Source organism: Stutzerimonas sp. NM35 (genome assembly GCF_054604355.1).
Genome location: NZ_CM137728.1, coordinates 960,684 through 985,096, shown reverse-complemented (window position 1 = coordinate 985,096; position 24,413 = coordinate 960,684). Strand labels below are relative to the sequence as shown.

Annotated in this window: 19 protein-coding genes, 2 tRNA genes and 2 rRNA genes; 14 read left to right on the top strand and 9 right to left on the bottom strand. The window is 58.2% G+C overall.

Features of this window, described 5'->3' with window-relative positions; genetic code table 11:
• Positions 1-39: 39 nt before the first annotated feature.
• Both ACYCFC_RS04740 and infA read left to right on the top strand, forming a co-directional pair.
• On the top strand, positions 40-747 hold the full coding sequence (locus ACYCFC_RS04740) for an arginyltransferase (protein WP_459653259.1): 708 nt from the start codon (positions 40-42) through the stop codon (positions 745-747).
• 148 nt (positions 748-895) lie between these two features.
• Positions 896-1,114, top strand: coding sequence for a translation initiation factor IF-1 (gene infA / locus ACYCFC_RS04735; protein ID WP_002553999.1), 219 nt, complete (start codon positions 896-898; stop codon positions 1,112-1,114).
• 163 nt (positions 1,115-1,277) lie between these two features.
• Here infA and clpA read toward each other — a convergent pair whose 3' ends face one another.
• Together clpA and clpS are read right to left on the bottom strand one after the other, a co-directional pair.
• Positions 1,278-3,545 carry an ATP-dependent Clp protease ATP-binding subunit ClpA gene (gene clpA / locus ACYCFC_RS04730; protein WP_459653258.1) on the bottom strand — a complete coding sequence of 756 codons (2,268 nt, stop codon included), beginning with the start codon at positions 3,543-3,545 and terminating at the stop codon, positions 1,278-1,280.
• A gap of 29 nt (positions 3,546-3,574) precedes the next feature.
• Positions 3,575-3,937: an ATP-dependent Clp protease adapter ClpS gene (clpS, locus tag ACYCFC_RS04725; protein ID WP_181086825.1), complete on the bottom strand. Its 363-nt coding sequence runs from the start codon at positions 3,935-3,937 to the stop codon at positions 3,575-3,577.
• 217 nt (positions 3,938-4,154) lie between these two features.
• On the opposite strand from clpS, the gene cspD reads away from it, so the two are divergent.
• Positions 4,155-4,412, top strand: coding sequence for a cold shock domain-containing protein CspD (gene cspD, locus ACYCFC_RS04720; protein ID WP_181086824.1), 258 nt, complete (start codon positions 4,155-4,157; stop codon positions 4,410-4,412).
• A 55-nt stretch (positions 4,413-4,467) separates the two neighbouring features.
• Here the strand turns inward: cspD and icd are convergent, their stop codons facing one another.
• The gene (gene icd / locus ACYCFC_RS04715) at positions 4,468-5,724 is read right to left on the bottom strand and encodes an NADP-dependent isocitrate dehydrogenase (RefSeq protein WP_181086823.1); all 1,257 of its coding nucleotides are present in this window, start codon (positions 5,722-5,724) and stop codon (positions 4,468-4,470) included.
• A gap of 353 nt (positions 5,725-6,077) precedes the next feature.
• On the opposite strand from icd, the gene ACYCFC_RS04710 reads away from it, so the two are divergent.
• The 10 genes from ACYCFC_RS04710 (at position 6,078) to ACYCFC_RS04665 (ending at position 17,345) form a co-directional block, all read left to right on the top strand.
• Positions 6,078-8,303, top strand: coding sequence for an NADP-dependent isocitrate dehydrogenase (locus tag ACYCFC_RS04710; protein WP_459653257.1), 2,226 nt, complete (start codon positions 6,078-6,080; stop codon positions 8,301-8,303).
• A gap of 121 nt (positions 8,304-8,424) precedes the next feature.
• Positions 8,425-8,874 (top strand): NUDIX hydrolase, encoded by a 450-nt coding sequence (locus ACYCFC_RS04705; protein ID WP_459653256.1) that lies wholly within the window; start codon positions 8,425-8,427, stop codon positions 8,872-8,874.
• Between the two features lie 59 nt (positions 8,875-8,933).
• Positions 8,934-10,064 (top strand): tRNA 2-thiouridine(34) synthase MnmA, encoded by a 1,131-nt coding sequence (gene mnmA, locus ACYCFC_RS04700; protein ID WP_459653255.1) that lies wholly within the window; start codon positions 8,934-8,936, stop codon positions 10,062-10,064.
• Complete coding sequence (hflD, locus tag ACYCFC_RS04695; protein WP_459653254.1) at positions 10,061-10,684, top strand: high frequency lysogenization protein HflD; 624 nt, start codon at positions 10,061-10,063, stop codon at positions 10,682-10,684. The genes mnmA and hflD overlap by 4 nt, the downstream gene beginning before the upstream one ends.
• Positions 10,685-10,782: 98 nt before the next feature.
• Complete coding sequence (purB, locus tag ACYCFC_RS04690; protein WP_459653253.1) at positions 10,783-12,153, top strand: adenylosuccinate lyase; 1,371 nt, start codon at positions 10,783-10,785, stop codon at positions 12,151-12,153.
• A 76-nt stretch (positions 12,154-12,229) separates the two neighbouring features.
• Entirely contained in the window at positions 12,230-13,396 is a 1,167-nt protein-coding gene (locus ACYCFC_RS04685) for a ribosomal protein uL16 3-hydroxylase (protein ID WP_459653252.1), read from the top strand.
• Positions 13,389-13,814 carry a GNAT family N-acetyltransferase gene (locus ACYCFC_RS04680; RefSeq protein WP_181086816.1) on the top strand — a complete coding sequence of 142 codons (426 nt, stop codon included), beginning with the start codon at positions 13,389-13,391 and terminating at the stop codon, positions 13,812-13,814. Before ACYCFC_RS04685 ends, ACYCFC_RS04680 begins: the two co-directional genes overlap by 8 nt.
• Before the next feature lie 35 nt (positions 13,815-13,849).
• Positions 13,850-14,443, top strand: a complete 594-nt coding sequence (locus ACYCFC_RS04675; protein ID WP_459653251.1) for a DUF7931 domain-containing protein — start codon at positions 13,850-13,852, stop codon at positions 14,441-14,443.
• Positions 14,440-15,246, top strand: a complete 807-nt coding sequence (locus tag ACYCFC_RS04670) for a secretin N-terminal domain-containing protein (RefSeq protein WP_459653250.1) — start codon at positions 14,440-14,442, stop codon at positions 15,244-15,246. The genes ACYCFC_RS04675 and ACYCFC_RS04670 overlap by 4 nt, the downstream gene beginning before the upstream one ends.
• Before the next feature lie 503 nt (positions 15,247-15,749).
• On the top strand, positions 15,750-17,345 hold the full coding sequence (locus ACYCFC_RS04665; protein WP_459653249.1) for an isocitrate lyase: 1,596 nt from the start codon (positions 15,750-15,752) through the stop codon (positions 17,343-17,345).
• Positions 17,346-17,447: 102 nt separating this feature from the next.
• On the opposite strand, the gene ACYCFC_RS04660 is transcribed toward ACYCFC_RS04665, so the two are convergent.
• Positions 17,448-18,497 (bottom strand): AI-2E family transporter, encoded by a 1,050-nt coding sequence (locus tag ACYCFC_RS04660; RefSeq protein WP_459653951.1) that lies wholly within the window; start codon positions 18,495-18,497, stop codon positions 17,448-17,450.
• Positions 18,498-18,639: 142 nt separating this feature from the next.
• Complete coding sequence (locus ACYCFC_RS04655) at positions 18,640-19,956, bottom strand: Na+/H+ antiporter family protein (RefSeq protein WP_459653248.1); 1,317 nt, start codon at positions 19,954-19,956, stop codon at positions 18,640-18,642.
• Between the two features lie 215 nt (positions 19,957-20,171).
• Here ACYCFC_RS04655 and queD point away from each other — a divergent pair, with 215 nt between their 5' ends.
• The gene (queD, locus tag ACYCFC_RS04650) at positions 20,172-20,528 is read left to right on the top strand and encodes a 6-carboxytetrahydropterin synthase QueD (protein ID WP_181086811.1); all 357 of its coding nucleotides are present in this window, start codon (positions 20,172-20,174) and stop codon (positions 20,526-20,528) included.
• Between the two features lie 244 nt (positions 20,529-20,772).
• Here queD and rrf read toward each other — a convergent pair.
• The 4 genes from rrf to ACYCFC_RS04630 form a co-directional block, all read right to left on the bottom strand.
• Positions 20,773-20,888: ribosomal RNA gene (rrf, locus tag ACYCFC_RS04645) — 5S ribosomal RNA — on the bottom strand.
• A gap of 168 nt (positions 20,889-21,056) precedes the next feature.
• Positions 21,057-23,947: ribosomal RNA gene (locus ACYCFC_RS04640) — 23S ribosomal RNA — on the bottom strand.
• Between the two features lie 248 nt (positions 23,948-24,195).
• Positions 24,196-24,271: transfer RNA gene (locus tag ACYCFC_RS04635), tRNA-Ala, on the bottom strand.
• A 31-nt stretch (positions 24,272-24,302) separates the two neighbouring features.
• Positions 24,303-24,379 (bottom strand) — tRNA-Ile (locus tag ACYCFC_RS04630).
• Between the last annotated feature and the right edge of the window lie 34 nt (positions 24,380-24,413).

Genomic DNA, 24,413 nt, shown 5'->3' with positions numbered 1-24,413 from the left:
GCTGACCTACACTGACTTCATGATTTGCGAGAGTTGACCATGACTTCACTGGCTCGTCTCAAGTTCTACGCCACCCAGCCGCACGCGTGCAGTTATCTGCCCGAAGAGCAGGCGACCACGCTGTTTCTCGATCCCAGCCAGCCAATGGACGTACAGATCTATGCCGAGCTGTCGGAGATGGGCTTCCGTCGCAGTGGCGATCATCTTTATCGCCCCCATTGCCAACGCTGCAACGCCTGTATTCCGGCACGCATTCCAGCCGAAGGCCTGCAACTCAACCGGCAGCAGAAACGCATTCTCAAACGAAACGCAGACCTGACCGTCAAGGATGTACGCCCCGCTTTCACCGAGGAATATTACGGGCTGTATGCAAACTATATCGAACAGCGTCACGCCGATGGCGACATGTATCCGCCGAGCCGTGAACAGTTCCATACCTTTCTGGTGCGCGACCTGCCGTTCTCCCGCTTCTACGAATTCCGCCTCGATGGCCGCCTGCTCGCCCTGGCCGTGACCGACGTGCTGCCTAACGGCCTGTCGGCGGTATACACCTTCTATGACCCCACTGAGGAGCGCCGCAGCCTAGGCCGTTTCGCCATCCTGTGGCAGGCCGGCGAGGTAGCCCGGCTGGGGCTCAAGGGGTTGTATCTGGGTTACTGGATCAAGAATTGCCGCAAGATGAACTACAAGACCGAGTACCGGCCTATCGAGCTGCTGGTCAACCAGCGCTGGATCAGCCTCAACTAGGGTCTTTTCCTATTTTGTACGCGGATGCGTGGAAACGGGAACAGCCCCAACCCCTTGGCTCCCGGAGCCCTTTCAGGCACAATGCTTGCCGCTTTTACCCGCGCATTTTTGCGCAGGGTCAATCATTGGTTATCGAGGGCTTTACTGAATGTCGAAAGAAGACAGCTTCGAAATGGAAGGTACTGTCGTCGACACCCTGCCCAACACCATGTTTCGCGTGGAGTTGGAAAATGGGCACGTCGTTACTGCGCACATCTCTGGAAAGATGCGCAAGAACTACATCCGGATTCTGACCGGTGACAAGGTTCGTGTAGAACTGACACCGTACGATTTGAGCAAAGGTCGCATCACCTACCGCGCTCGTTGATACGAGACGCGAGAAAGAATGCCCGGCCAGAGCCGGGCTTTTTTGTTTGTACTTCCATGCCCCCAGCGCCTGTCCTGTCATTGCACGCGAATAGCGGATAGCAAAACGCCCGGCAACTGCCAGGCGTTCTGATTTCACCCGTGGTAGATACCTCGCCCGCTCCTCAGGCGAGTTCGACGCTGGTTTCGAATTCGAAGACCAGCTCCCCATCACGCACATCGACGTGAACCACGCCACCATGTTCGGCCAGTTCGCCAAAGAGAATCTCTTCTGCCAACGGTCGCTTGATCTTGTCCTGGATCAGCCGCGCCATTGGCCTTGCACCCATCTGCACGTCGTAACCACCCTCGGCCAGCCAGCCGCGCGCCGCATCCGAGACCTCCAGCGTGACGTGCTTGTCCTCGAGCTGCGCCTGCAACTCGATGAGGAACTTGTCCACGATGCTCTTGATCACCTCATGGCTCAGGCGACCGAACTGGATGATGGTATCCAGGCGGTTGCGGAATTCGGGCGTGAAGCTCTTCTTGATCACTTCCATCGCATCGGACGCATGGTCCTGATGCGTGAAGCCGATCGAAGCCCTGGCCGCCGTTTCCGCCCCGGCATTGGTGGTCATGATGAGGATGACGTTGCGGAAGTCCGCCTTGCGCCCGTTGTTATCCGTCAGCGTCCCGTGGTCCATGACCTGCAGCAGCAGGTTGAAGACTTCAGGATGAGCCTTCTCGATCTCGTCGAGCAGCAGTACGCAATGCGGCTGCTTGGTAATCGCCTCGGTCAGCAGGCCACCCTGATCGAACCCCACATAGCCGGGAGGCGCGCCGATCAGGCGTGATACCGTGTGCCGCTCCATGTACTCGGACATGTCGAAGCGCACCAGCTCGATACCCAGCGCACGGGCCAGCTGTCTGGCGGCTTCGGTCTTGCCGACGCCGGTGGGGCCGGCAAAGAGGAACGAGCCTACCGGCTTGTCCGGCGCTTTCAGCCCGGCACGGGAAAGCTTGATCGCGGTGGACAGCGAGTCGATCGCATCATCCTGGCCAAAGACCGTCAGTTTCAGGTCGCGCTCCAGGTTGCGCAGCAGCTCCTTGTCGGAGGTGCTGACGTGCTTGGGCGGAATCCGCGCGATCTTGGCGACGATGTCCTCGACCTGTTCCACATCGATGCGCTTGGCGCGCTTTTCTTCCGGCTGCAGGCGCTGGAAGGCGCCCGCCTCGTCGATCACGTCAATCGCCTTGTCGGGCATATGGCGGTCGTTGATATAGCGCGACGCCAGCTCGGCGGCCGCGCGCAACGATTCGTCGCTGTACTCGATGCTGTGGTGCTGCTCGAAACGCCCTTTCAGGCCGCGCAGAATGCCGATGGTGTCCTCGACGGACGGCTCGCTGACATCGACTTTCTGAAAGCGCCGCGCCAGTGCCCTGTCCTTCTCGAAGATGCCGCGAAACTCCTGAAAGGTCGTCGAGCCGATGCAGCGGATCTCACCCGAGGAGAGCAGCGGCTTGAGCAGGTTGGAAGCGTCCATCACGCCACCCGACGCAGCACCCGCCCCGATGATGGTATGGATTTCGTCAATGAACAGAACCGCTTGGGGCCGCTTGCGCAGTTCGTTCAACAGCGCCTTGAAACGCTTCTCGAAGTCGCCCCGGTACTTGGTGCCCGCAAGCAAGGCACCCAGGTCCAGCGAATAGACGACGCTGTCGGCCAGCAGCTCCGGCACCTGGTTATCGACGATGCGCTTGGCCAGGCCTTCGGCGATCGCCGTCTTGCCTACCCCGGCCTCACCCACCAGCAATGGATTGTTCTTGCGGCGGCGCGCCAGGATCTGCGCGACGCGCTCGACTTCGTGTTCGCGCCCGACCAGCGGATCGATTCGCCCCTGGCGCGCCAGCTCGTTGAGATTGCTGGCATAGGCGTCCAGCGGATTGCCGGAAGCAGAAGCCTCCCCACCGTCTTCATCCTGCATATCCGAGTCGCTTTCGGCATTGCCGCCGCCCTGCACCTTGGAAATACCATGAGCGATGTAGTTGACGACATCTATGCGCGCGACGTTCTGTTGCTTGAGCAGATAAACAGCCTGGCTTTCCTGCTCGCTGAATATCGCCACCAGCACATTGGCGCCCGTGACTTCGCGCTTGCCGGAACTCTGCACATGAAAAACCGCACGCTGCAGCACTCGCTGGAAGCCCAGGGTTGGCTGAGTTTCACGCTCTTCGTCATGCTGAGGAATCAGCGGAGTGGTGGAATCAATGAATTCCTGCAGATCATGCCGCAGCTTGTCGAGGCTGGCTCCGCAGGCGCGCAAAACGGTTGCGGCGGCCTCGTTGTCCAGCAGGGCTAACAGGAGATGCTCCACCGTCATGAATTCATGACGCTTGGTACGAGCCTCCTTGAAGGCCAGATTCAGAGTGACTTCGAGCTCACGGTTCAACATAGCTTTCACCTCTTACCCAGCAGTCGGGGTTAACCGTCCTTCTCGATCTCACAAAGCAACGGGTGCTGGCACTCCCTTGCATATTGATTGACCTGCATCGCTTTGGTTTCAGCAACATCCCGAGTGTAAACACCACAAACGGCTCGTCCTTCGGTATGAACCGTCAGCATGATCCTGGTGGAGACCTCCCGGTTGTGATTGAAAATCCCCTCCAGTACCTCCACGACAAAGTCCATTGGCGTGTAGTCGTCATTGAACATGACAACTTTGAACATGGGTGGTGCCTTCAGTTGCGGTCTGGCTTCTTCGATCGCCACCCCGGAGGCATCGTCGCCCTCGCTCTCTGGTCGATCCTGATTGAATATTAGTCGAATCACTGGTGATGCACGCATGCGAATAAACGGTCTACGTCGGGGCACCAAGGCCGGGTAAATTGAAGGGCTTCACAGCCACCTGACGAGTCGCCTTGACTATCGGCAAAACGATGATACAAACAGTATGTGCCACAAAGGCAACAGGTTGCGCGCACGGTGTCATGCAGTGCTGCACCCGCGCGGAATGAAATGGATGTTACTCCAGTGATGGACTCCTTTGCAGAGGGATAAGAGCATGCTAAGCGGTAAGGTCAAGTGGTTCAACAACGCCAAGGGCTATGGTTTCATCGTAGCAGACGGTGACGATGAGGACCTGTTCGCCCACTACTCTGCCATTCAGATGGAAGGGTATAGAACTCTCAAGGCTGGGCAGGCGGTCAGGTTTGAAATTCTGCAGGGACCCAAGGGCCTGCATGCAACCAATATCAGGTCGTTGCAGGCAACCGAGGATGCAGTCGCGCCCATCTCCCAACATTCGGCTGTAGAAGCCTGATCCAGCAACAGAAAAGGCCGATCGGTGATCGGCCTTTTCTGTTCTTACCCGCTTTTTACATGTGGGAGATCATGGCATCGCCGAAGCCGGAGCAGGACACCAGCTTCGCGCCCTCCATCTGGCGCTCGAAGTCGTAGGTCACCGTCTTGGCGGCGATGGCGTCTTCGGTTGATTTGATCAGCAGATCGGCTGCTTCGACCCAGCCCATGTGGCGCAACATCATCTCGGCAGAGAGAATCAGCGAGCCGGGATTGACCTTGTCCTGACCGGCGTATTTCGGCGCAGTGCCGTGGGTCGCCTCGAACATGGCCACCGTATCGGACAGGTTGGCACCCGGCGCGATACCGATACCACCAACCTCGGCCGCCAGCGCATCGGAAAGGTAGTCGCCATTGAGGTTCAGGGTGGCGATGACGTCATATTCGGCAGGACGCAGCAGGATCTGCTGCAGCATGGCATCGGCGATGGCATCCTTCACGACAATGGTCTTGCCGGTGTTCGGATTGTTGAACTGCATCCAGGGACCACCGTCCAGCAGCTCGGCACCGAACTCGTCACGCGCCACCTCGTAGCCCCACTCCTTGAAAGCACCCTCGGTGAACTTCATGATGTTGCCCTTGTGCACCAGGGTCACTGAGCTGCGATCATTGTCCACCGCGTATTGCAGGGCCTTGCGCACCAGACGCTTGGTACCTTCAAGAGACACTGGCTTGATGCCGATGCCGCAATTTTCGGTAAAGCGGATTTTCGTGACGCCCATTTCCTCGGTGAGGAACTTGATCACTTTTTCACATTCGGGCGAGCCGGCCTTCCACTCGACGCCGGCATAGATATCCTCCGAGTTTTCGCGAAAGATCACCATGTCGACATCGGCAGGCTTCTTGACCGGGCTGGGCACCCCGGTAAACCAGCGAACCGGGCGCTGGCAGACGTACAGGTCCAGCTCCTGACGCAGTGCGACGTTCAGCGAACGAATCCCGCCCCCCACCGGCGTGGTCAGCGGCCCCTTGATGGAAACCACATAGTCACGCACGACGTCCAGCGTCTCCTTCGGCAGCCAGGTGTCCTGATCGTAAACCTGGGTAGCCTTTTCACCGGCGTAGATTTCCATCCAGGCAATCTTGCGCTCGCCGCCGTAGGCTTTTTCCACGGCGGCATCGACGACCTTGATCATTACCGGGCTGATATCGACACCAATTCCGTCACCCTCTATATAAGGAATGATCGGGTTGTTCGGGACATTCAGAGTGTTGTCGGCATTGACAGTGATTTTGTCACCGCTGGCTGGCACCTGGATCTTTTGGTATCCCATGCTGGACTCCGTTTTGGTGGGTAAAAACAGTGGTCATCCTTGAGAGTACCCCAGTTGAATCGACCGAAACCATCTCTGCCATCGTCTTATGGTCTAGGCATTCTGGGAAAGTGACGTGCGGTGATATACTACTTAGGTGACTAACGAGTCATGAGGAGCCAGCCGGTCTCTAACGAGTCCTCCTCTCCTGAAACCATCCGACTGCCAACCGCAGCCGTATGGAGCCAACACTCTAGTGGTGTACCCAACATCATCGCGGCGAACCTCGATTTCTGGCTCAACAAACGCAGCCAGAGCGTCTACCCACGCACTTCGGGATTCTGTGCACGCACAGCAAGAGAGAGCCAACATCAATGTCCACCCGCTCGAAGATCATCTACACCTTCACCGACGAAGCCCCGGCGCTGGCCACTTATTCGCTTCTGCCCATCGTGGAAACCTTTGCGGCCTCAGCCGACATAGCCGTCGAAACCAGTGACATCTCTCTTGCAGGACGCATTCTTGCAAGCTTTGCCGACCAATTGGACGCCGACAAGCGAATCGAGGATGACCTCGCCAAACTGGCGGTTCTGGCTACCAATCCGGAAGCCAACATCATCAAGCTGCCCAACATCAGCGCATCGGTTCCCCAGCTGCGCACGGCCATCGCCGAACTGCAGGCCCTGGGCTACGACATTCCGGATTACCCGGAAGACCCGCAGACCGACGCTGAAAAAGACGCACGCGCACGCTACAGCAAGGTGCTGGGAAGCGCAGTGAACCCCGTCCTGCGTGAAGGCAACTCGGATCGCCGTGCACCTGCTGCCGTCAAGGCCTACGCACGCAAGCACCCGCACTCGATGGGCAAGTGGAGCATGGCTTCGCAGTCCCACGCCGACTACATGCGCGGCGGCGACTTCTTCTCCAGCGAACAGTCCGTCACCATGGACAAGGCTGCTGAAGTACGCCTCGAATTCGTCGGCAAGGACGGTCAGGTCGAAGTCAAGAAACAGCTCGCGCTACAGGAAGGCGAAGTCCTCGACAGCATGTTCATGAGCTGCAAGAAGCTGCGCGAGTTCTTCGAGAAGACCCTGCAGGAGTGCAAGGAAACCGGCGTGATGTGGTCCCTGCACGTCAAGGCCACCATGATGAAGATCTCCCACCCGATCGTCTTCGGTCATGCCGTCAGCGTTTACTATAAGGAAGTGTTCGACAAGTACGGCAAGCTCTTCGAGGAGCTGGGCGTCAATCCGAACAACGGCATCAGCAGCGTCTACGACAAGATCAAGTCCCTGCCCGCCTCGCAGCAGGAAGAAATCCTCGACGACATTCACGCCTGCTACAGCCATCGTCCGGAAATGGCCATGGTCGATTCGGTCAAGGGCATTACCAACCTGCACATTCCCAGCGACGTCATCGTCGATGCCTCGATGCCTGCGATGATCCGCAGCTCCGGGCAGATGTGGGGCAAGGACGGCAAGCTCAAGGACACCAAGGCAGTAATGCCGGAAAGCACCTACGCCCGCATCTATCAGGAGATGATCAACTTCTGCAAGACCAACGGCGCTTTCGACCCGGTCACCATGGGCAGCGTGCCCAACGTCGGCCTGATGGCGCAGAAAGCAGAAGAATACGGTTCCCACGACAAGACCTTCGAGATGACTGCTGACGGCACCATGCGTGTCGTCCTCGCCGATGGCACCGTGCTGATGCAGCACGAAGTGGAGAAAGGCGACATCTGGCGCGCCTGCCAGACCAAGGACGCGCCGATCCGCGACTGGGTCAAGCTGGCCGTCACCCGGGCACGCCAATCCGACACCCCGGCGATCTTCTGGCTCGATCCGGAACGCGCTCATGATCGCGAACTGCAGAAGAAGGTCGAAACCTACCTGCAGGAGCATGATCTGAGCGGCCTGGACATCCGCATCATGGGCTACAACGAAGCCATCCGCGTCAGCATGGAACGCATGATCCGTGGCCTGGACACCATTTCGGTGACCGGCAACGTACTGCGCGACTACCTGACCGACCTGTTCCCGATCATGGAACTGGGCACTTCGGCCAAAATGCTTTCCATCGTCCCGCTGATGGCCGGCGGCGGCATGTACGAAACCGGCGCCGGCGGTTCGGCACCCAAGCACGTCCAGCAGCTGATCGAAGAAAACCACCTGCGCTGGGATTCGCTCGGCGAGTTCCTGGCCCTGGCCGTTTCCCTGGAAGAGACCGGGATCAAGACGGACAACCCCAAGGCCAAACTGCTCGGCAAGACCCTCGATGCCGCCACCGGAAAACTGCTCGACACCAACAAGTCGCCTTCACGTCGTACCGGCGAACTGGACAACCGTGGCAGCCACTTCTACTTGGCACTCTACTGGGCACAGGAGCTGGCAGCCCAGACCGAAGATCCGGAGTTGCAGGCACATTTCGCTCCCCTGGCGAAAACACTGGCTGAAAACGAGCAAACCATCGTCGCCGAACTCGCCGCCGTACAGGGCAAGCCGGTGGATATCGGTGGCTACTACCGCTCCAACCCGAAACTGACCAGTGAAGCCATGCGTCCCAGCGCAACCTTCAATGCCGCACTCGCCGCATTGGTCTAACCTGTCGTCTGACGCCTGAAGGCGTTACGGCAAACGAAACCCCAGCCCTGCGCTGGGGTTTCGCGTTTTCAGGCCAGGCTCCACTGTTACCATGAACCACCACTGCCCCGAAGATATTCATATGACCTGGCACCCCCACATCACCGTCGCCACCATCGTCGAGCGCAATGGTCGCTTTCTCATGGTCGAAGAATCCCAGGCGGGACAGCGGGTACTGAACCAGCCCGCCGGACACCTGGAACCCAATGAAAGCCTGCAACAGGCGGCAATACGCGAAACACTGGAGGAAACCGGCTGGGAGGTAGAGCTGAGCGCTGTCGTCGGCATCTACCTCTACACTGCGCCCGCCAACGGCGTGACCTACCAGCGCGTCTGTTTTGCCGCCCGGCCCGTCCTGCATCATCCACAGCGACCGCTCGACAGCGATATCATCGCCGCCCACTGGCTGAGCCGGGACGAGCTGGCGGCCCGGCCCGAACACTGGCGCAGTGAACTGGTGCCGCGCTGTATCGATGACTATCTGGCCGGTTCGCTGTACAGCCTGGACATACTGCGTGATCCACGCCCTTAGCCTTTGTCTTCGTCAGCCTGTAGAATTTCGTGTTTTTGGCAGCCTGCTACCGAGATCCCATGTCCGATCCAGCCCTCCAAGCCCCTGAAACCCTGCGCGTCATCGTCGGCATGTCCGGTGGCGTCGACTCTTCGGTTTCCGCCCTGCTCCTGCTCGAACAGGGTTATCAGGTCGAAGGCCTGTTCATGAAGAACTGGGAAGAAGACGACGGCACCGAGTACTGCACCGCCCGGGAAGACCTGGCGGACGCCCAGGCTGTCTGCGACAGAATCGGGATCAGACTGCACACGGCCAACTTCGCCGCCGAATACTGGGATAACGTCTTCGAGCATTTTCTCGCCGAGTACAAGGCGGGCCGTACACCGAATCCTGACATCCTCTGCAACCGGGAAATCAAGTTCAAGGCCTTCCTCGATTATGCCCTGTCGCTCGGGGCCGACCTGATCGCCACCGGCCACTACGTGCGCCGCCGCGATGTCGACGGGCACTGCGAACTGCTCAAGGGCCTGGACCCGAACAAGGACCAGAGCTATTTCCTCCACGCCGTCGGCGGCGAGCAGTTGAGCAAGACCCTGTTTCCCGTCGGCGAGCTGGAAAAGCCGGAGGTACGCACCATCGCCGAGAAATACGGCCTGGCCACGGCGAAGAAGAAGGATTCCACCGGCATCTGCTTTATCGGCGAGCGTCGCTTCAGTGACTTCCTCAAACAGTACCTGCCGGCCCAGCCCGGCGACATCGAGACCATCGACGGCGAGGTCATCGGGCGGCACCACGGCCTTATGTACCACACCATCGGGCAGCGTCAGGGGCTGGGGATCGGTGGTCTGAGAGACGCTGGCGATGAGCCCTGGTACGTCTTGAGCAAGGACCTGGAGCGCAACGTACTGCTGGTCGGCCAGGGCAATGACCATCCCTGGCTGTTCGCACGCGCCCTGCGTGTATCGGACATCTACTGGGTCAACCCTGTCGAACTGTCCGCGCCGCTGCGCATCGCGGCCAAGGTGCGCTACCGCCAGGCCGATCAGGCCTGCAGGCTGGAAAAGACCGATGCTGGCTACCGGGTCGAATTCGACGAGCCTCAACGCGCCGTAACACCCGGCCAATCGGTGGTGTTCTATGACGGTGAAATCTGCCTGGGCGGCGGCGTGATCGAAAGCGCCGAACCCTGGTTCGACGGAGATCGCCCATGACCCCTTTGCAGGAACAGCTGATCGCACTCGGCGCGGTATTCGAGGCCGCAACCCTGGTTGACCGGATCGCCCGCACCGGCCAGGTGCCCAACGCCTCGCTGGCCTGCATGTTCGAGAGCCTGCTGGTGCGCGAGAACAAGCCGGTGGTGGAAATCTACGGCGGCGACGACCTCGATTTGCGCGACGGCTATCGGGCGCTCGCCAGCGCCCTGGAGCGCAACACCAACAGCCTGCAGCGCGAACCGCTGCGCTATGCGCTGGCGATGATCGGCCTGGAGCGGCAACTGGACAAGCGCGGCGACCTGCTGCAGGTGATCGGCAGTCGCCTGGACCAGATCCAGCAGCAGGTCGAGCACTTCGGGCTGACCCATGAAAATGTCGTCGCGTCCTTCGGCGGCCTGTATCAGGACACCATCAGCACCTTTCGGCAGCGTATTCAGGTGCAGGGCGACATGCGTCATCTCCAGCAGACCGACAACGCCGCGAAAATCCGTGCGCTGCTGCTCGCCGGTATCCGCTCGGCGCGGCTCTGGCGCCAGCTTGGCGGGCATCGCTGGCAGCTGGTTTTCAGCCGCCGCAAGATGCTCGACACGCTCTACCCAATGCTACGGTCCGAGTAGCCGGGCGCACTCGAACCGACAGCCTTCGGTCGGTCGAGTCGCTTTCATGTATAATCTGCGCCCTCTTTTCGTTGCTCGACTGCCTGAGAATGCCTCCTATGCAGCTTTCCTCGCTCACCGCGGTTTCCCCCGTCGATGGCCGCTATGCCGGCAAAACCAGCGCCCTGCGCCCGATTTTCAGCGAATTCGGCCTGATTCGCTGCCGTGTTCAGGTCGAAGTCCGCTGGCTGCAGCGCCTCGCCGCTCACAGCGGTATTCCGGAAGTTGCGCCCTTCTCCAACGAAGCCAATGCGCTGCTCGACCAGTTGGCAGAGAACTTCCAGCTCGAGCACGCCGAGCGCGTCAAGGAATTCGAGCGCACCACCAACCACGACGTCAAAGCCGTGGAATACCTGCTCAAGGAGCAGGCCAAACAGCTGCCTGAGCTGGCCAAGGTCAACGAATTCATCCACTTCGCCTGCACCAGCGAAGACATCAACAACCTGTCCCACGCGCTGATGCTGCGCGAAGGCCGCGACAGCGTGCTGCTGCCGCTGATGCGCCAACTGGCCGAATCCATTCGCGCCCTGGCCGTGCAATTCGCCGATGTGCCGATGCTGTCGCGCACCCACGGCCAGCCGGCATCGCCGACCACCTTGGGCAAGGAACTGGCCAACGTGGTTTACCGCCTCGAACGCCAGATCACGCAGATTGCAAGCGTACCGCTGCTGGGCAAGATCAATGGCGCCGTCGGCAACTACAACGCCCACTTGTCCGCCTACCCCGACGTGGACTGGGAAGCCAACGCCCGTGAATTCATCGAGGGAGATCTGGGCCTGCAGTTCAACCCCTACACCACGCAGATCGAGCCGCATGACTACATCGCCGAACTGTTCGATGCCGTGGCGCGGTTCAACACCATCCTGATCGATTTCGACCGCGACATCTGGGGCTATATCTCCCTCGGCTATTTCAAGCAGAAGACCGTCGCCGGCGAAATCGGCTCCTCGACCATGCCGCACAAGGTCAACCCCATCGACTTCGAGAACTCCGAAGGTAACCTGGGGATCGCCAACGCCATCCTGCAGCACCTAGCCAGCAAGCTGCCGATCTCCCGCTGGCAACGCGACCTGACCGATTCCACCGTCCTGCGCAACCTGGGCGTCGGTTTCGCCCACAGCGTCATCGCCTACGAAGCCAGCCTCAAGGGCATCGGCAAGCTGGAGCTGAACGCTGCACGCATCGCCGAAGATCTCGACAACTGCTGGGAAGTGCTGGCCGAACCGGTGCAGACCGTCATGCGTCGCTACGCCATCGAAAACCCCTACGAGAAACTCAAGGAATTGACGCGCGGCAAGGGCATCAGCCCTGAAGCGCTGCAATCTTTCATCGCCAGCCTCGAGATGCCCGAAGCGGCCAAGGAAGAATTGCGCGCACTCACGCCGGCGAACTACATCGGCAACGCCGTGGCCCAGGCCAAGCGGGTCTGAGCGAATTCCCCTTTTGCACGCCCGGCAGTGCCGGGCGTTTTTATTACGGCTCTATCCACAGAGCAAGGTACACGGCATGACTTCCGATATTCCCCTGCAAATCCTCGGCGGTATCAGTGCGCGCGAATTCCTGCGTGATTACTGGCAAAAGAAACCGCTGCTTATCCGTCAGGCCATTCCGTCATTCGAAAGCCCGATTTCGCCCGATGAGCTGGCCGGGCTGTCCCTGGAGGAAGAAGTCGAATCACGCCTGGTCGTGGAGCATGGCGACAGCCCCTGGGAGCTTCGGCGCGGCCCGTTCACGGAAGACACCTACCAGAACCTGCCCGAGCGGGATTGGACGCTGCTGGTCCAGGCGGTGGACCAACTGGTTCCTGAAGTCGCCGAACTCACCGAGCACTTCCGCTTTTTGCCTAACTGGCGCATCGATGACGTGATGGTCAGCTTCGCCGCCCCCGGTGGTGGCGTCGGCCCCCACTTCGACAACTATGACGTCTTCTTGCTCCAGGCTCACGGCCAGCGCCGTTGGCGCATCGGCCAGATGTGCGACAGCGAAAGCCCTCTGCTGGAACATGGCGACCTGCGCATTCTCGCCGACTTCCAGGGTACCGATGAATGGGTGCTGGAACCCGGCGACATGCTCTACCTGCCACCCCGCCTGGCGCATTTCGGCACCGCCGAGGATGCCTGCATGACCTACTCGGTAGGCTTCCGGGCACCCAGCGCGGCGGAAGTACTGACGCATTTCACCGATTTTCTCGCACAGTTCCTGCCCGATGAAGAACGCTACGGCGATGCCGACCAGCTACCCGTCGAGGACCCGCACCAGATCCAGAGCGATGCGCTGGATCGCCTGCGAGCCATGCTCAACGAACACATGGGTGACGAGCGTCTGCTGCTGACCTGGTTCGGCCAGTTCATGACCGAACCCCGCTATCCGGAACGCGTACAGGGACCGGAGATCGATGAGCAGCAACTGTCCGAGGCCCTCGCCAATGGCGCCATCCTGGTGCGCAATCTCAGCGCCCGCCTAGCCTGGAGCGAAATCGACATCGGTCTTCTGCTGTTCGCCAGCGGCCAGAGCCGCCTGCTCCCACCCCATCTGAAGGAACTGCTGAAGCTGCTCTGCTCCGCCGATGCACTGCACAGCGAAAACCTTGGCCAATGGCTGAACGATGAAGATGGGCGTAATCTTGTGCTGCAACTGGTAAAACAGGGAAGTCTGGAGTTTGCTGATGACTGAAATAGCCGTTCGAATCGCTGACTGGCAACAGGACAATGCAGACCTGCGTCGGATCAGGGAAACCGTATTCGTTGCCGAGCAGTCGGTCCCGCCGGAACTCGAATGGGACGGTGATGATGAAGAGGCCATCCATTTCCTGGCTCTGGAAAATGGCTACCCCATCGGCACCGCACGCCTGCTGAGCGATGGCCAGATCGGTCGCGTTTCGGTACTGCGCGACTGGCGCGGCATGAACATCGGCGACGCCCTGATGCGTGCGGTCATTGCCGAAGCCGAACGTCGCGGTCTCAGGGAGCAAAGACTGACCGCCCAAGTTCACGCTACAAGGTTCTACGAACGACTCGGTTTCGAGGTCGTGAGCGAGGAATTTCTGGAAGCCGGACTGCCTCACGTCGACATGCTGCGCACAAGCGGCTGATTCCCGACATGAGTACGGATGACTCGAATCCCCCGATGGCCGCAAGCGAACCGGCAGCCATCGACTTCGAGTCTCCTGGGCGTTACCGCATCAACAATCCGCTACAGCCGCAGCGGAGAAATCGTCCCGAAGCCTTTGCAGCGGATGGCAGTGACACGCTCCAATCGTTCGAAACACGGGAAGACGCACGCCGGCATACGCTGGCGCTGTTCGAGCAGGCACGGCACTCGCTGTGCCTGTACAGTCCCGATCTGGAGCCCTGGCTCTACAATCAGGACGATATCGTGCAGGCAGCCACGCATTTTCTTCTGGCGCACCCACGCAATCGCCTGCGCATTCTGCTTGCAGATCCGACCCTTGCCATCAGGCAAGGCCACCGCCTGCTGACGCTGGCGCGCCGATTGACCAGCAGCATGCAGATCCGCACACTCAATCACGACTATCCGGCGCAAACCTCTGCCTTTCTGGTCGTCGATGAACGCTGCCTGCTGATACGTCCCGAACCGGAGCGCATTGCAGGCTATGCGCTCTACCAGAACCCCGGTCGAGCCCGCGCCCTGCGCCGCCAATTCGACAGTGCCTGGGAGCACAGCCTGTCCCATCCGGATCTGCGGAGTTTCCTGCTATGACGTGCCGTCTGCTTCTTCTCGCCTCGCTCCTGCTCAGCACGACCCTCCAGGCCGCGACCGAAGTGATTCCGCTCAACTTCCGCATGGCCCAGGACATGCTTCCCATCGCGGAGTCGGTAGTCGGCGATCAGGGCAAGGTGAACGCCTACGGCAATCAGCTGATCGTCAATGCGCCGGCGGCAGTGATCGCCGAGCTGCGCGAAGTCCTGTCACAACTGGACAACGAGCCCAAACGCCTGCTCATCAGCGTAGACACCCAGAATTCGGCAGCGAGCAGCGATAGCGGCTACCGCATCGATGGCTCCGTCGTCATCGGCGACACCGAGGTGCGCGCCGGACGTGGCGAAGCAGGCGGTCGCGACCAGGTTCGCATCATTCGCCGCAACACAACCGGCCAAGGCGATGGCATTCAGCAGGTGCAGACAACCGAGGGCTACCCCGCCCTGATTCAAGTCGGGCAAAGCGTACCCCTCACCACCAGCGCCACCGACGAGTATGGCCGACTCTATCAGCAGACCCACTATCGCAACGTCACGCGCGGCTTTTATGCCACCGCAACGGTCCACGGGGATCGCGTGCAGATCACCATCAGCAGCCAACAGGATCGAATGAGCGCGTCCCGGGCAGACGTCATTGATATCCAGGAAACCGATACCCGGGTCAGCGGGCGCCTCGGCGAGTGGATTTCACTCGGCGGCATCGACGAAAGCGCCAGCTCCAACCAGAATGGAACCCTTCGTCGCCATTCGACCCAAGGACGCCAGGACCTTTCCCTTAGACTGAAAGTAGACCGACTGGAATAGCCCGACCCAGGCGCCTGGCTCACAGACGCAAAAATGTAGTGACCTGAAAAAAGCACTACAAAACATTTGACGAACCTATTCTGACAGCGCATCATTGCCCCGCTCCCGCTAACCAGAGGCCTCGCAAGGGCCTCCGGATCAGACTCAGCCAACCAGCAGAGAGGATCCGTGACTGTACTGCCCACAAGGCGGACTGACGAGGTTGCGACTGGAACGAGTCGTCCCGAGGGACGGGGAAGCAATTAACCCATCAGCTCGAAGCTGCCAGCCTGTTCACGCAACGGCCACGCGTCCGCTGCGTATCGGAATGCCACGATCATTCCACGGCTTGAAGACTTCCCTGATGAGCGTGACTGCACACCCTCCCCCAGGTTCAATCCTCGCTCTGGTCGGTATTTCGACGCTCTGCCGCGTGTTGCCTCGCATCATCAGCGTAAGCACGCAGGTTCCGGTGGGAAAAGTCGGTGCTCAACCAAACACGAATTTCTTTTGAAGGATTGACCATGTCCGCTTATCAAAACGACATCAAGGCCGTTGCCGCTCTGAAAGAAGTAGCTGGAAGCAGCTGGAGCGCTATCAACCCTGAGTCCGTCGCTCGCATGCGTGCTCAGAACCGCTTCAAGACCGGTCTGGAAATCGCTCAGTACACCGCCGACATCATGCGCAAGGACATGGCCGAGTACGACGCCGACTCGTCCGTTTACACCCAGTCGCTGGGTTGCTGGCATGGTTTCATCGGCCAGCAGAAGCTGATCTCCATCAAGAAGCACCTGAAGACCACCAACAAGCGTTACCTCTACCTGTCCGGCTGGATGGTCGCGGCCCTGCGTTCCGACTTCGGCCCGCTGCCGGACCAGTCGATGCACGAGAAAACTGCCGTTTCCGACCTGATTGAAGAGCTGTACACCTTCCTGCGTCAGGCTGACAGCCGTGAACTGGACCTGCTGTTCACCGCTCTGGACGCTGCCCGCGAAGCCGGCGACAGCGCCAAGGCCGCTGAAATCCAGTCGCAGATCGACAACTACGAGACCCACATCGTACCGATCATCGCCGACATCGATGCCGGCTTCGGTAACCCGGAAGCCACCTACCTGCTGGCCAAGCGCATGATCGAAGCAGGCGCCTGCTGCATCCAGATCGAGAACCAGGTTTCCGACGAGAAGCAGTGCGGCCACCAGGACGGTAAAGTGACCGTTCCACACGCCGACTTCCTCGCCAAGATCGCCGCTGTTCGCTACGCGTTCCTGGAACTGGGCATCGACAACGGCGTAATCGTTGCGCGTACCGACTCCCTGGGTGCCGGCCTGACCAAGCAGATCGCCGTGACCAAAGAGCCGGGCGACCTGGGCGACCAGTACAACGCGTTCCTGGATTGCGAAGAAATCACCGAAGCCGAACTGGGCAATGGCGACGTCGTGATCAAGCGCGAAGGCAAGCTGCTGCGTCCCAAGCGCCTGCCGTCCAACCTCTTCCAGTTCCGCAAGGGCACTGGCGAAGCACGTTGCGTACTGGACTGCATCACCTCGCTGCAGAACGGCGCCGACCTGCTGTGGATCGAAACCGAGAAGCCACACGTTGGCCAGATCGCGGCCATGGTCAATGAAATCCGCAAGACCATCCCGGACGCCAAGCTGGTCTACAACAACAGCCCGTCCTTCAACTGGACCCTGAACTTCCGCCAGCAGGTATTCGACGCGTTCGTCGCCGAAGGCAAGGACGTTTCCGCCTACGACCGCGCCAAGCTGATGAGCGTCGAGTACGACGAAACCGAACTGGCCCAGGTTGCCGACGAGAAGATCCGCACCTTCCAGAAGGACGGCTCCGCTCATGCCGGTATCTTCCACCACCTGATCACTCTGCCGACTTACCACACCGCCGCGCTGTCCACCGACAACCTGGCCAAAGGGTACTTCGCAGAAGAAGGCATGCTGGCCTACGTCAAGGGCGTTCAGCGTCAGGAACTGCGTCAGGGCATCGCCTGCGTCAAGCACCAGAACATGGCTGGCTCCGACATCGGCGACAACCATAAAGAGTACTTCGCTGGCGAAGCGGCTCTGAAGGCAAGCGGTAAAGACAACACCATGAACCAGTTCCACTAACAGGAAGGTTCGCGGCTCGGCCCCAAGCTGAGCCAGCGTGTTGAATGGAAAGCCCCGGCAAATGCCGGGGCTTTCTGCTTTCAGGCTACTTGCTTCAACTCGTCACTCACTCTCGGGAGAGGTGAACAGTCCCCACGATGAAATGAACAAAGCAGCAATCAGGGGGCCAATGACGAAACCATTCAATCCAAACAGACTCAGCCCGCCCAGCGTGGAGATCAGTACGACATAGTCCGGCATCTTCGTGTCCTTACCCACCAGAATAGGGCGCAGAATATTGTCGACCAGACCGATCACCAGCACGCCGTACAAAATGAGAATCACGCCCTGCATGATCAGGCCTTTCATCAGGAAATAGATCGCCACGGGCGTCCAGATCAAGCCGGCACCAACCGCAGGCAATAACGAAAGAAAGGCCATCAGCACACCCCAGAGCACCGCGCTGGGAATCCCCAGTACCGCAAAAATGATTCCGCCCAGGGCACCCTGAGTCACAGCCACGACAATGTTGCCTTTCACTGTCGCTCGCACCACACGGGTGAATTTGCTGAACAACCGCCTCTTCTGGTTCTCACTCAACGGCACCGCCTGTCTGATACGGGCAACCAGCTCACGTCCGTCACGGATCAGGAAGAACAGCAGATAGAGCATCAGAAAGAAGCTCAATACGAACTGGAAAGTACCCTGGCCAAAGCTGAATGCTTTGGTCGCCAGATACTGGCTACCTTGCAACGCACCGGAAGAGAGGCGCTCCCGCATCTGCTCCCAGTCATCAAAACCGAAGCGCTGCAACTGCGCCTGCACCGAAGCAGGCAGCAGGTCTTTCGCCGCACTTACAAAGCTCCCAATATCGATTTCACCACTTTCTATCCGTCCATAGAGTGTCGAGCCTTCCTGCACAAGCACCCCGGTGATGAGGATGACCGGCAGCACGGCAACCAGCAGGCAGATGGTCAAGGTGATCAGAGCCGCCAGATTGCCGCGAGGCTTGAAGCGGTTATAAAGGCGACGCTGTACCGGCGCAAAGATGATCGCCAGGATGACGGCCCAGAACACCGCACCGTAGAAGGGAAAAAGTATCCAGCCGAAGGCCAGCGATACGACAAGCAACAGAGCGAGGAAGACTTTCTGTTCGAGCGTCGAGTTGACCATCATGCACCCTGTCGCGGTAGTTGTTCCTTTTAGTCAACGTTCGCGGGAAGGAGTGCAGGCGGTGAGCAGGGATGTTGCCTTGTGGCCAGGCAACATCCTGCTCCCGATGAGCCATGCAGACGGTTATTCGTCAATGGCCGTATCAGAGCACCATGGCCGCAACCCAACCGAATGCCAGCAGGGGCAGGTTGTAGTGGAGGAAGGTCGGCACCACCGTATCCCAGATATGGTTATGCTGACCATCCACGTTCAACCCCGCCGTCGGGCCCAGCGTCGAATCGGAAGCGGGCGACCCTGCATCGCCCAGGGCGCCGGCGGTTCCGACCAGACTGACGATGGCCAGAGTGCTGAAACCCAGCTCCATGCTGAGGGGCACGAAAATCGCGGCGATGATCGGAACGGTCGAAAACGACGAACCTATGCCCATGGTCACCAGCAGGCCGACCAACAGCATCAATAGCGCACCTACCGCCTTGCTGTTGCCAATCAATTGCGCCGAAGCATCGACCAGCGTTTTCACCTGGCCGGTCTCGCGCATGACTTCGGCGAAACCCGAAGCGGCGATCATGATGAAGCCGATCATCGCCATCATCTTCATACCTTCGGTGAACAGATCGTCAGCTTCGCGCCAACGCACTACCCGCGAGACCGAGAAAATAACGAAGCCTGCCAGCGCACCGATGATCATCGAGTCGAGCCACAACTGAATGGCGAAAGCGACCGCAATCGCGACGCCTGCTACGATCAGCGTCAACGGGCTGTACTGGACGCCGACCTGCACCGAAGCATCGACTTTCTGCAGCTCATAGGCACGCGGTTTACGATAGCTGAACAGTGCGACCAACAGACCGGTGAGCATTCCCAGCGCTGGAATCAGCATGGCCTGAGTAACAGCGACGCCCGTTACATACGCCCCGCTTCTGGCGACGTTGGCGAGCAGGATTTCCTTGAGGAAGATATTGCCAAACCCGACCGGCAGGAACATGTACGGCGTAATCAAACCAAAAGCGAGGACGCAGGCGATCAGCCGGCGATCGATCTGAAGCCTGGTCAGCACATAAAGCAGTGGCGGAACCAGCAGCGGAATGAAGGCGATATGAATCGGCAGGATGTTCTGGGACGAAATCGCCACAGTTAGCAGCAGGCCGACCAGTATCCACTTGACCGCCCCGCCACCGTTCACATCTTTCCGACCGAGCATTGCCAGCACCTTGTCTGCCAATGCATGAGCCAATCCGCTCTTGCCGATCGCCACGGCAAAAGCGCCGAGCAATGCATAGGAAAGCGCGACCGTGGCACCGCCACCCAAGCCCTTGTTGAAAGCTGCCAGGCTGCCTTCAATTCCCAGCCCCCCCAACAGTCCACCCGCAATAGCTCCCGCAATCAACGCCACAACCACATGGACTCGACACAAACTGAGAACCAGCATGATCGCCACTGCTGCAACTACAGCATTCATTTCGTCCCCTTTAGCCGCTTGGCTGCACTGATAAAAAGCTGCGTACTTTGCATTACGCAGACAGGAGAGTCAAAAGAACATGCTGTACCCTCACGAATACAACCGGCAACAAAGTCACGGAAAACGCCGAAGCTTGCCTGACGACACCGGCATGAAGAAAAGAAGATAAAATGAACGCCTTCGGCCCCTGAGGCCCGTCCAAGTGAGCCAGCGACGTGGAAATATTCAAAGAGTTTACATTCGAGTCTGCACACCGTTTACCGCATGTGCCTGAAGGACACAAATGCGGGCGCCTTCATGGTCACTCATTCCGAGTAGCACTTTACATCGAAGGGCAAGTCGATCCACACACCGGCTGGATACGCGACTTCGGCGAGATCAAAAGCATATTCAAGCCACTTCTTGAACGGCTTGATCATAATTACTTGAATGATCTGCCTGGCCTGGAAAACCCGACCAGCGAAAACCTGGCAAAATGGATTTGGCGTGAACTCAAGCCGCTGCTACCTGAACTATCGCGAATTCGCATCCATGAAACCTGCACAAGCGGTTGCGAATATCGCGGAGATTGAGCAAAGCCGAGCCGCCACCACTCCACAGTCAATGGCGACTCACGCAGCACATTCAAAGATTCTGCCCCAGCCGCTTCGCACGTAATTGTTCTGACGAAGCGCCCTGGGAGCCCTCTCTCGCTTGAAATAAGCAGCCAAACACCACTCTACTTTCAAAGCCTGACATGCAGGCAAAGCAGGAAATTTCTTTTGCGCAAAGACAAACCCCCGATCATCTTTCGATGGTCGGGGGTTTGGTGTAGAAGCTTGACGATGACCTACTCTCACATGGGGAGACCCCACACTACCATCGGCGATGCGTCGTTTCACTGCTGAGTTCGGGATGGGATCAGGTGGTTCCAACGCTCTATGGTCGTCAAGCAATTCGGTTGGGGAGTCGGTGTTGAGTCGCTTCCCCTAATTGGGCATGTGATGTGTTGTGTTGCGCTGTTGCTTTGTCTTGGTTCGCTTTGCGAGCGATGCGTCTTTTCGGTTTGTTTGTCGACTTCAACCGTCTGACACGCAAACATCAAATTGTTTGGGTGTTATATGGTCAAGCCTCACGGGCAATTAGTATGGGTTAGCTCAACGCCTCACAGCGCTTACACACCCCACCTATCAACGTCGTAGTCTTCGACGGCCCTTCAGGGAGCTCAAGGCTCCAGTGAGATCTCATCTTGAGGCAAGTTTCCCGCTTAGATGCTTTCAGCGGTTATCTCTTCCGAACATAGCTACCCGGCAATGCCACTGGCGTGACAACCGGAACACCAGAGGTTCGTCCACTCCGGTCCTCTCGTACTAGGAGCAGCCCCTCTCAAATCTCAAACGTCCACGGCAGATAGGGACCGAACTGTCTCACGACGTTCTAAACCCAGCTCGCGTACCACTTTAAATGGCGAACAGCCATACCCTTGGGACCGGCTTCAGCCCCAGGATGTGATGAGCCGACATCGAGGTGCCAAACACCGCCGTCGATATGAACTCTTGGGCGGTATCAGCCTGTTATCCCCGGAGTACCTTTTATCCGTTGAGCGATGGCCCTTCCATACAGAACCACCGGATCACTAAGACCTACTTTCGTACCTGCTCGACGTGTCTGTCTCGCAGTCAAGCGCGCTTTTGCCTTTATACTCTACGACCGATTTCCGACCGGTCTGAGCGCACCTTCGTACTCCTCCGTTACTCTTTAGGAGGAGACCGCCCCAGTCAAACTACCCACCATACACTGTCCTCGATCCGGATAACGGACCAGAGTTAGAACCTCAAAGTTGCCAGGGTGGTATTTCAAGGATGGCTCCACGCGAACTGGCGTCCACGCTTCAAAGCCTCCCACCTATCCTACACAAGCAAATTCAAAGTCCAGTGCAAAGCTATAGTAAAGGTTCACGGGGTCTTTCCGTCTAGCCGCGGATACACTGCATCTTCACAGCGATTTCAATTTCACTGAGTCTCGGGTGGAGACAGCGCCGCCATCGTTACGCCATTCGTGCAGGTCGGAACTTACCCGACAAGGAATTTCGCTACCTTAGGACCGTTATAGTTACGGCCGCCGTTTACCGGGGCTTCGATCAAGAGCTTCGCTTGCGCTAACCCCATCAATTAACCTTCCGGCACCGGGCAGGCGTCACACCCTATACGTCCACTTTCGTGTTTGCAGAGTGCTGTGTTTTTAATAAACAGTCGCAGCGGCCTGGTATCTTCGACCGGCATGGGCTTACGCAGTAAATGCTTCACCCTCACCGGCGCACCTTCTCCCGAAGTTACGGTGCCATTTTGCCTAGTTCCTTCACCCGAGTTCTCTCAAGCGCCTTGGTATTCTCTACCCAACCACCTGTGTCGGTTTGGGGTACGGTTCCTGATTACCTGAAGCTTAGAGGCTTTTCCTGGAAGCATGGCATCAACCACTTCGCTTTCTAAAAGAAAGCTCGTCATCAGTTCTCGGCATTAAGATCCCGGATTTACCTAAGATCTCTGCCTACCACCTTAAACTTGGACAACCAACGCCAAGCTGGCCTAGCCTTCTCCGTCCCCCCATCGCAGTAACCAGAAGTACGGGAATATTAACCCGTTTCCCATCGACTACGCTCTTCAGCCTCGCCTTAGGGACCGACTCACCCTGCGTCGATTAACGTTGCGCAGGAACCCTTGGTCTTTCGGCGTGCGAGTTTTTCACTCGCATTGTCGTTACTCATGTCAGCATTCGCACTTCTGATACCTCCAGCCAACTTCTCAATTGACCTTCACAGGCTTACAGAACGCTCCTCTACCGCTCATCCTAAGATGAACCCGTAGCTTCGGTACCTGGTTTGAGCCCCGTTACATCTTCCGCGCAGGCCGACTCGACTAGTGAGCTATTACGCTTTCTTTAAAGGGTGGCTGCTTCTAAGCCAACCTCCTAGCTGTCTGAGCCTTCCCACATCGTTTCCCACTTAACCAGGATTTTGGGACCTTAGCTGACGGTCTGGGTTGTTTCCCTTTTCACGACGGACGTTAGCACCCGCCGTGTGTCTCCCGTGCTGACACTTGCTGGTATTCGGAGTTTGCATCGGTTTGGTAAGTCGGGATGACCCCCTAGCCGAAACAGTGCTCTACCCCCAGCAGTGATACACGAGGCGCTACCTAAATAGCTTTCGAGGAGAACCAGCTATCTCCGAGCTTGATTAGCCTTTCACTCCGATCCACAGGTCATCCGCTAACTTTTCAACGGTAGTCGGTTCGGTCCTCCAGTCAGTGTTACCTAACCTTCAACCTGCCCATGGATAGATCGCCCGGTTTCGGGTCTATTCCCAGCGACTAGACGCCCTATTAAGACTCGCTTTCGCTACGCCTCCCCTATTCGGTTAAGCTCGCCACTGAAAATAAGTCGCTGACCCATTATACAAAAGGTACGCAGTCACCTAACAAAGTAGGCTCCCACTGCTTGTACGCATACGGTTTCAGGTTCTATTTCACTCCCCTCTCCGGGGTTCTTTTCGCCTTTCCCTCACGGTACTGGTTCACTATCGGTCAGTCAGTAGTATTTAGCCTTGGAGGATGGTCCCCCCATATTCAGACAAAGTTTCTCGTGCTCCGTCCTACTCGATTTCATGACTAAGAGATTTTCGCGTACAGGGCTATCACCCACTATGGCCGCACTTTCCAGAGCGTTCCGCTAATCTCAAAGCCACTTAAGGGCTAGTCCCCGTTCGCTCGCCACTACTAAGGGAATCTCGGTTGATTTCTTTTCCTCAGGGTACTTAGATGTTTCAGTTCCCCTGGTTCGCCTCACACACCTATGGATTCAGTGTGTGATAACCATCTTATGATGGCTGGGTTCCCCCATTCAGAGATCTCCGGATCAAAGTCTGTTTGCCGACTCCCCGAAGCTTTTCGCAGGCTACCACGTCTTTCATCGCCTCTGACTGCCAAGGCATCCACCGTATGCGCTTCTTCACTTGACCATATAACCCCAAGCAATCTGGTTACTGTCTATAACGTGAAGACGACATTCGCCGAAAATCCGCATTTCGCTCTCTCGAGCAACTCGCAAATTTTACCTTAGCCTGAACAACCACCAGTGAAAATGATCACTCAGTCTATTTCTATCACATACCCAAATTTTTAAAGAACGATACTGGTAAAGACCAGAAATCAACATTCAACTGCCTACGCAGAAATGTTCATTTCTGAACTCTATCCCGACGAGTGGTGGTGGAGCCAAGCGGGATCGAACCGCTGACCTCCTGCGTGCAAGGCAGGCGCTCTCCCAGCTGAGCTATGGCCCCAATGTCTTGAAGCCTGCGCCCCACACAACATTGGTGGGTCTGGGCAGATTCGAACTGCCGACCTCACCCTTATCAGGGGTGCGCTCTAACCAACTGAGCTACAGACCCAATCGTCTTCGCAATGAATCAAGCAATTCGTGTG

Excerpts from the sequence above, each read along its gene's own strand:
- ACYCFC_RS04740 (WP_459653259.1), top strand. The coding sequence starts at position 40 with ATGACTTCACTGGCTCGTCTCAAGTTCTACGCCACCCAGCCGCACGCG.
- infA (WP_002553999.1), top strand. The coding sequence starts at position 896 with ATGTCGAAAGAAGACAGCTTCGAAATGGAAGGTACTGTCGTCGACACC.
- clpA (WP_459653258.1), bottom strand. The coding sequence starts at position 3,545 with ATGTTGAACCGTGAGCTCGAAGTCACTCTGAATCTGGCCTTCAAGGAG.
- clpS (WP_181086825.1), bottom strand. The coding sequence starts at position 3,937 with ATGCGTGCATCACCAGTGATTCGACTAATATTCAATCAGGATCGACCA.
- cspD (WP_181086824.1), top strand. The coding sequence starts at position 4,155 with ATGCTAAGCGGTAAGGTCAAGTGGTTCAACAACGCCAAGGGCTATGGT.
- icd (WP_181086823.1), bottom strand. The coding sequence starts at position 5,724 with ATGGGATACCAAAAGATCCAGGTGCCAGCCAGCGGTGACAAAATCACT.
- ACYCFC_RS04710 (WP_459653257.1), top strand. The coding sequence starts at position 6,078 with ATGTCCACCCGCTCGAAGATCATCTACACCTTCACCGACGAAGCCCCG.
- ACYCFC_RS04705 (WP_459653256.1), top strand. The coding sequence starts at position 8,425 with ATGACCTGGCACCCCCACATCACCGTCGCCACCATCGTCGAGCGCAAT.
- mnmA (WP_459653255.1), top strand. The coding sequence starts at position 8,934 with ATGTCCGATCCAGCCCTCCAAGCCCCTGAAACCCTGCGCGTCATCGTC.
- hflD (WP_459653254.1), top strand. The coding sequence starts at position 10,061 with ATGACCCCTTTGCAGGAACAGCTGATCGCACTCGGCGCGGTATTCGAG.
- purB (WP_459653253.1), top strand. The coding sequence starts at position 10,783 with ATGCAGCTTTCCTCGCTCACCGCGGTTTCCCCCGTCGATGGCCGCTAT.
- ACYCFC_RS04685 (WP_459653252.1), top strand. The coding sequence starts at position 12,230 with ATGACTTCCGATATTCCCCTGCAAATCCTCGGCGGTATCAGTGCGCGC.
- ACYCFC_RS04680 (WP_181086816.1), top strand. The coding sequence starts at position 13,389 with ATGACTGAAATAGCCGTTCGAATCGCTGACTGGCAACAGGACAATGCA.
- ACYCFC_RS04675 (WP_459653251.1), top strand. The coding sequence starts at position 13,850 with ATGGCCGCAAGCGAACCGGCAGCCATCGACTTCGAGTCTCCTGGGCGT.
- ACYCFC_RS04670 (WP_459653250.1), top strand. The coding sequence starts at position 14,440 with ATGACGTGCCGTCTGCTTCTTCTCGCCTCGCTCCTGCTCAGCACGACC.
- ACYCFC_RS04665 (WP_459653249.1), top strand. The coding sequence starts at position 15,750 with ATGTCCGCTTATCAAAACGACATCAAGGCCGTTGCCGCTCTGAAAGAA.
- ACYCFC_RS04660 (WP_459653951.1), bottom strand. The coding sequence starts at position 18,497 with ATGGTCAACTCGACGCTCGAACAGAAAGTCTTCCTCGCTCTGTTGCTT.
- ACYCFC_RS04655 (WP_459653248.1), bottom strand. The coding sequence starts at position 19,956 with ATGAATGCTGTAGTTGCAGCAGTGGCGATCATGCTGGTTCTCAGTTTG.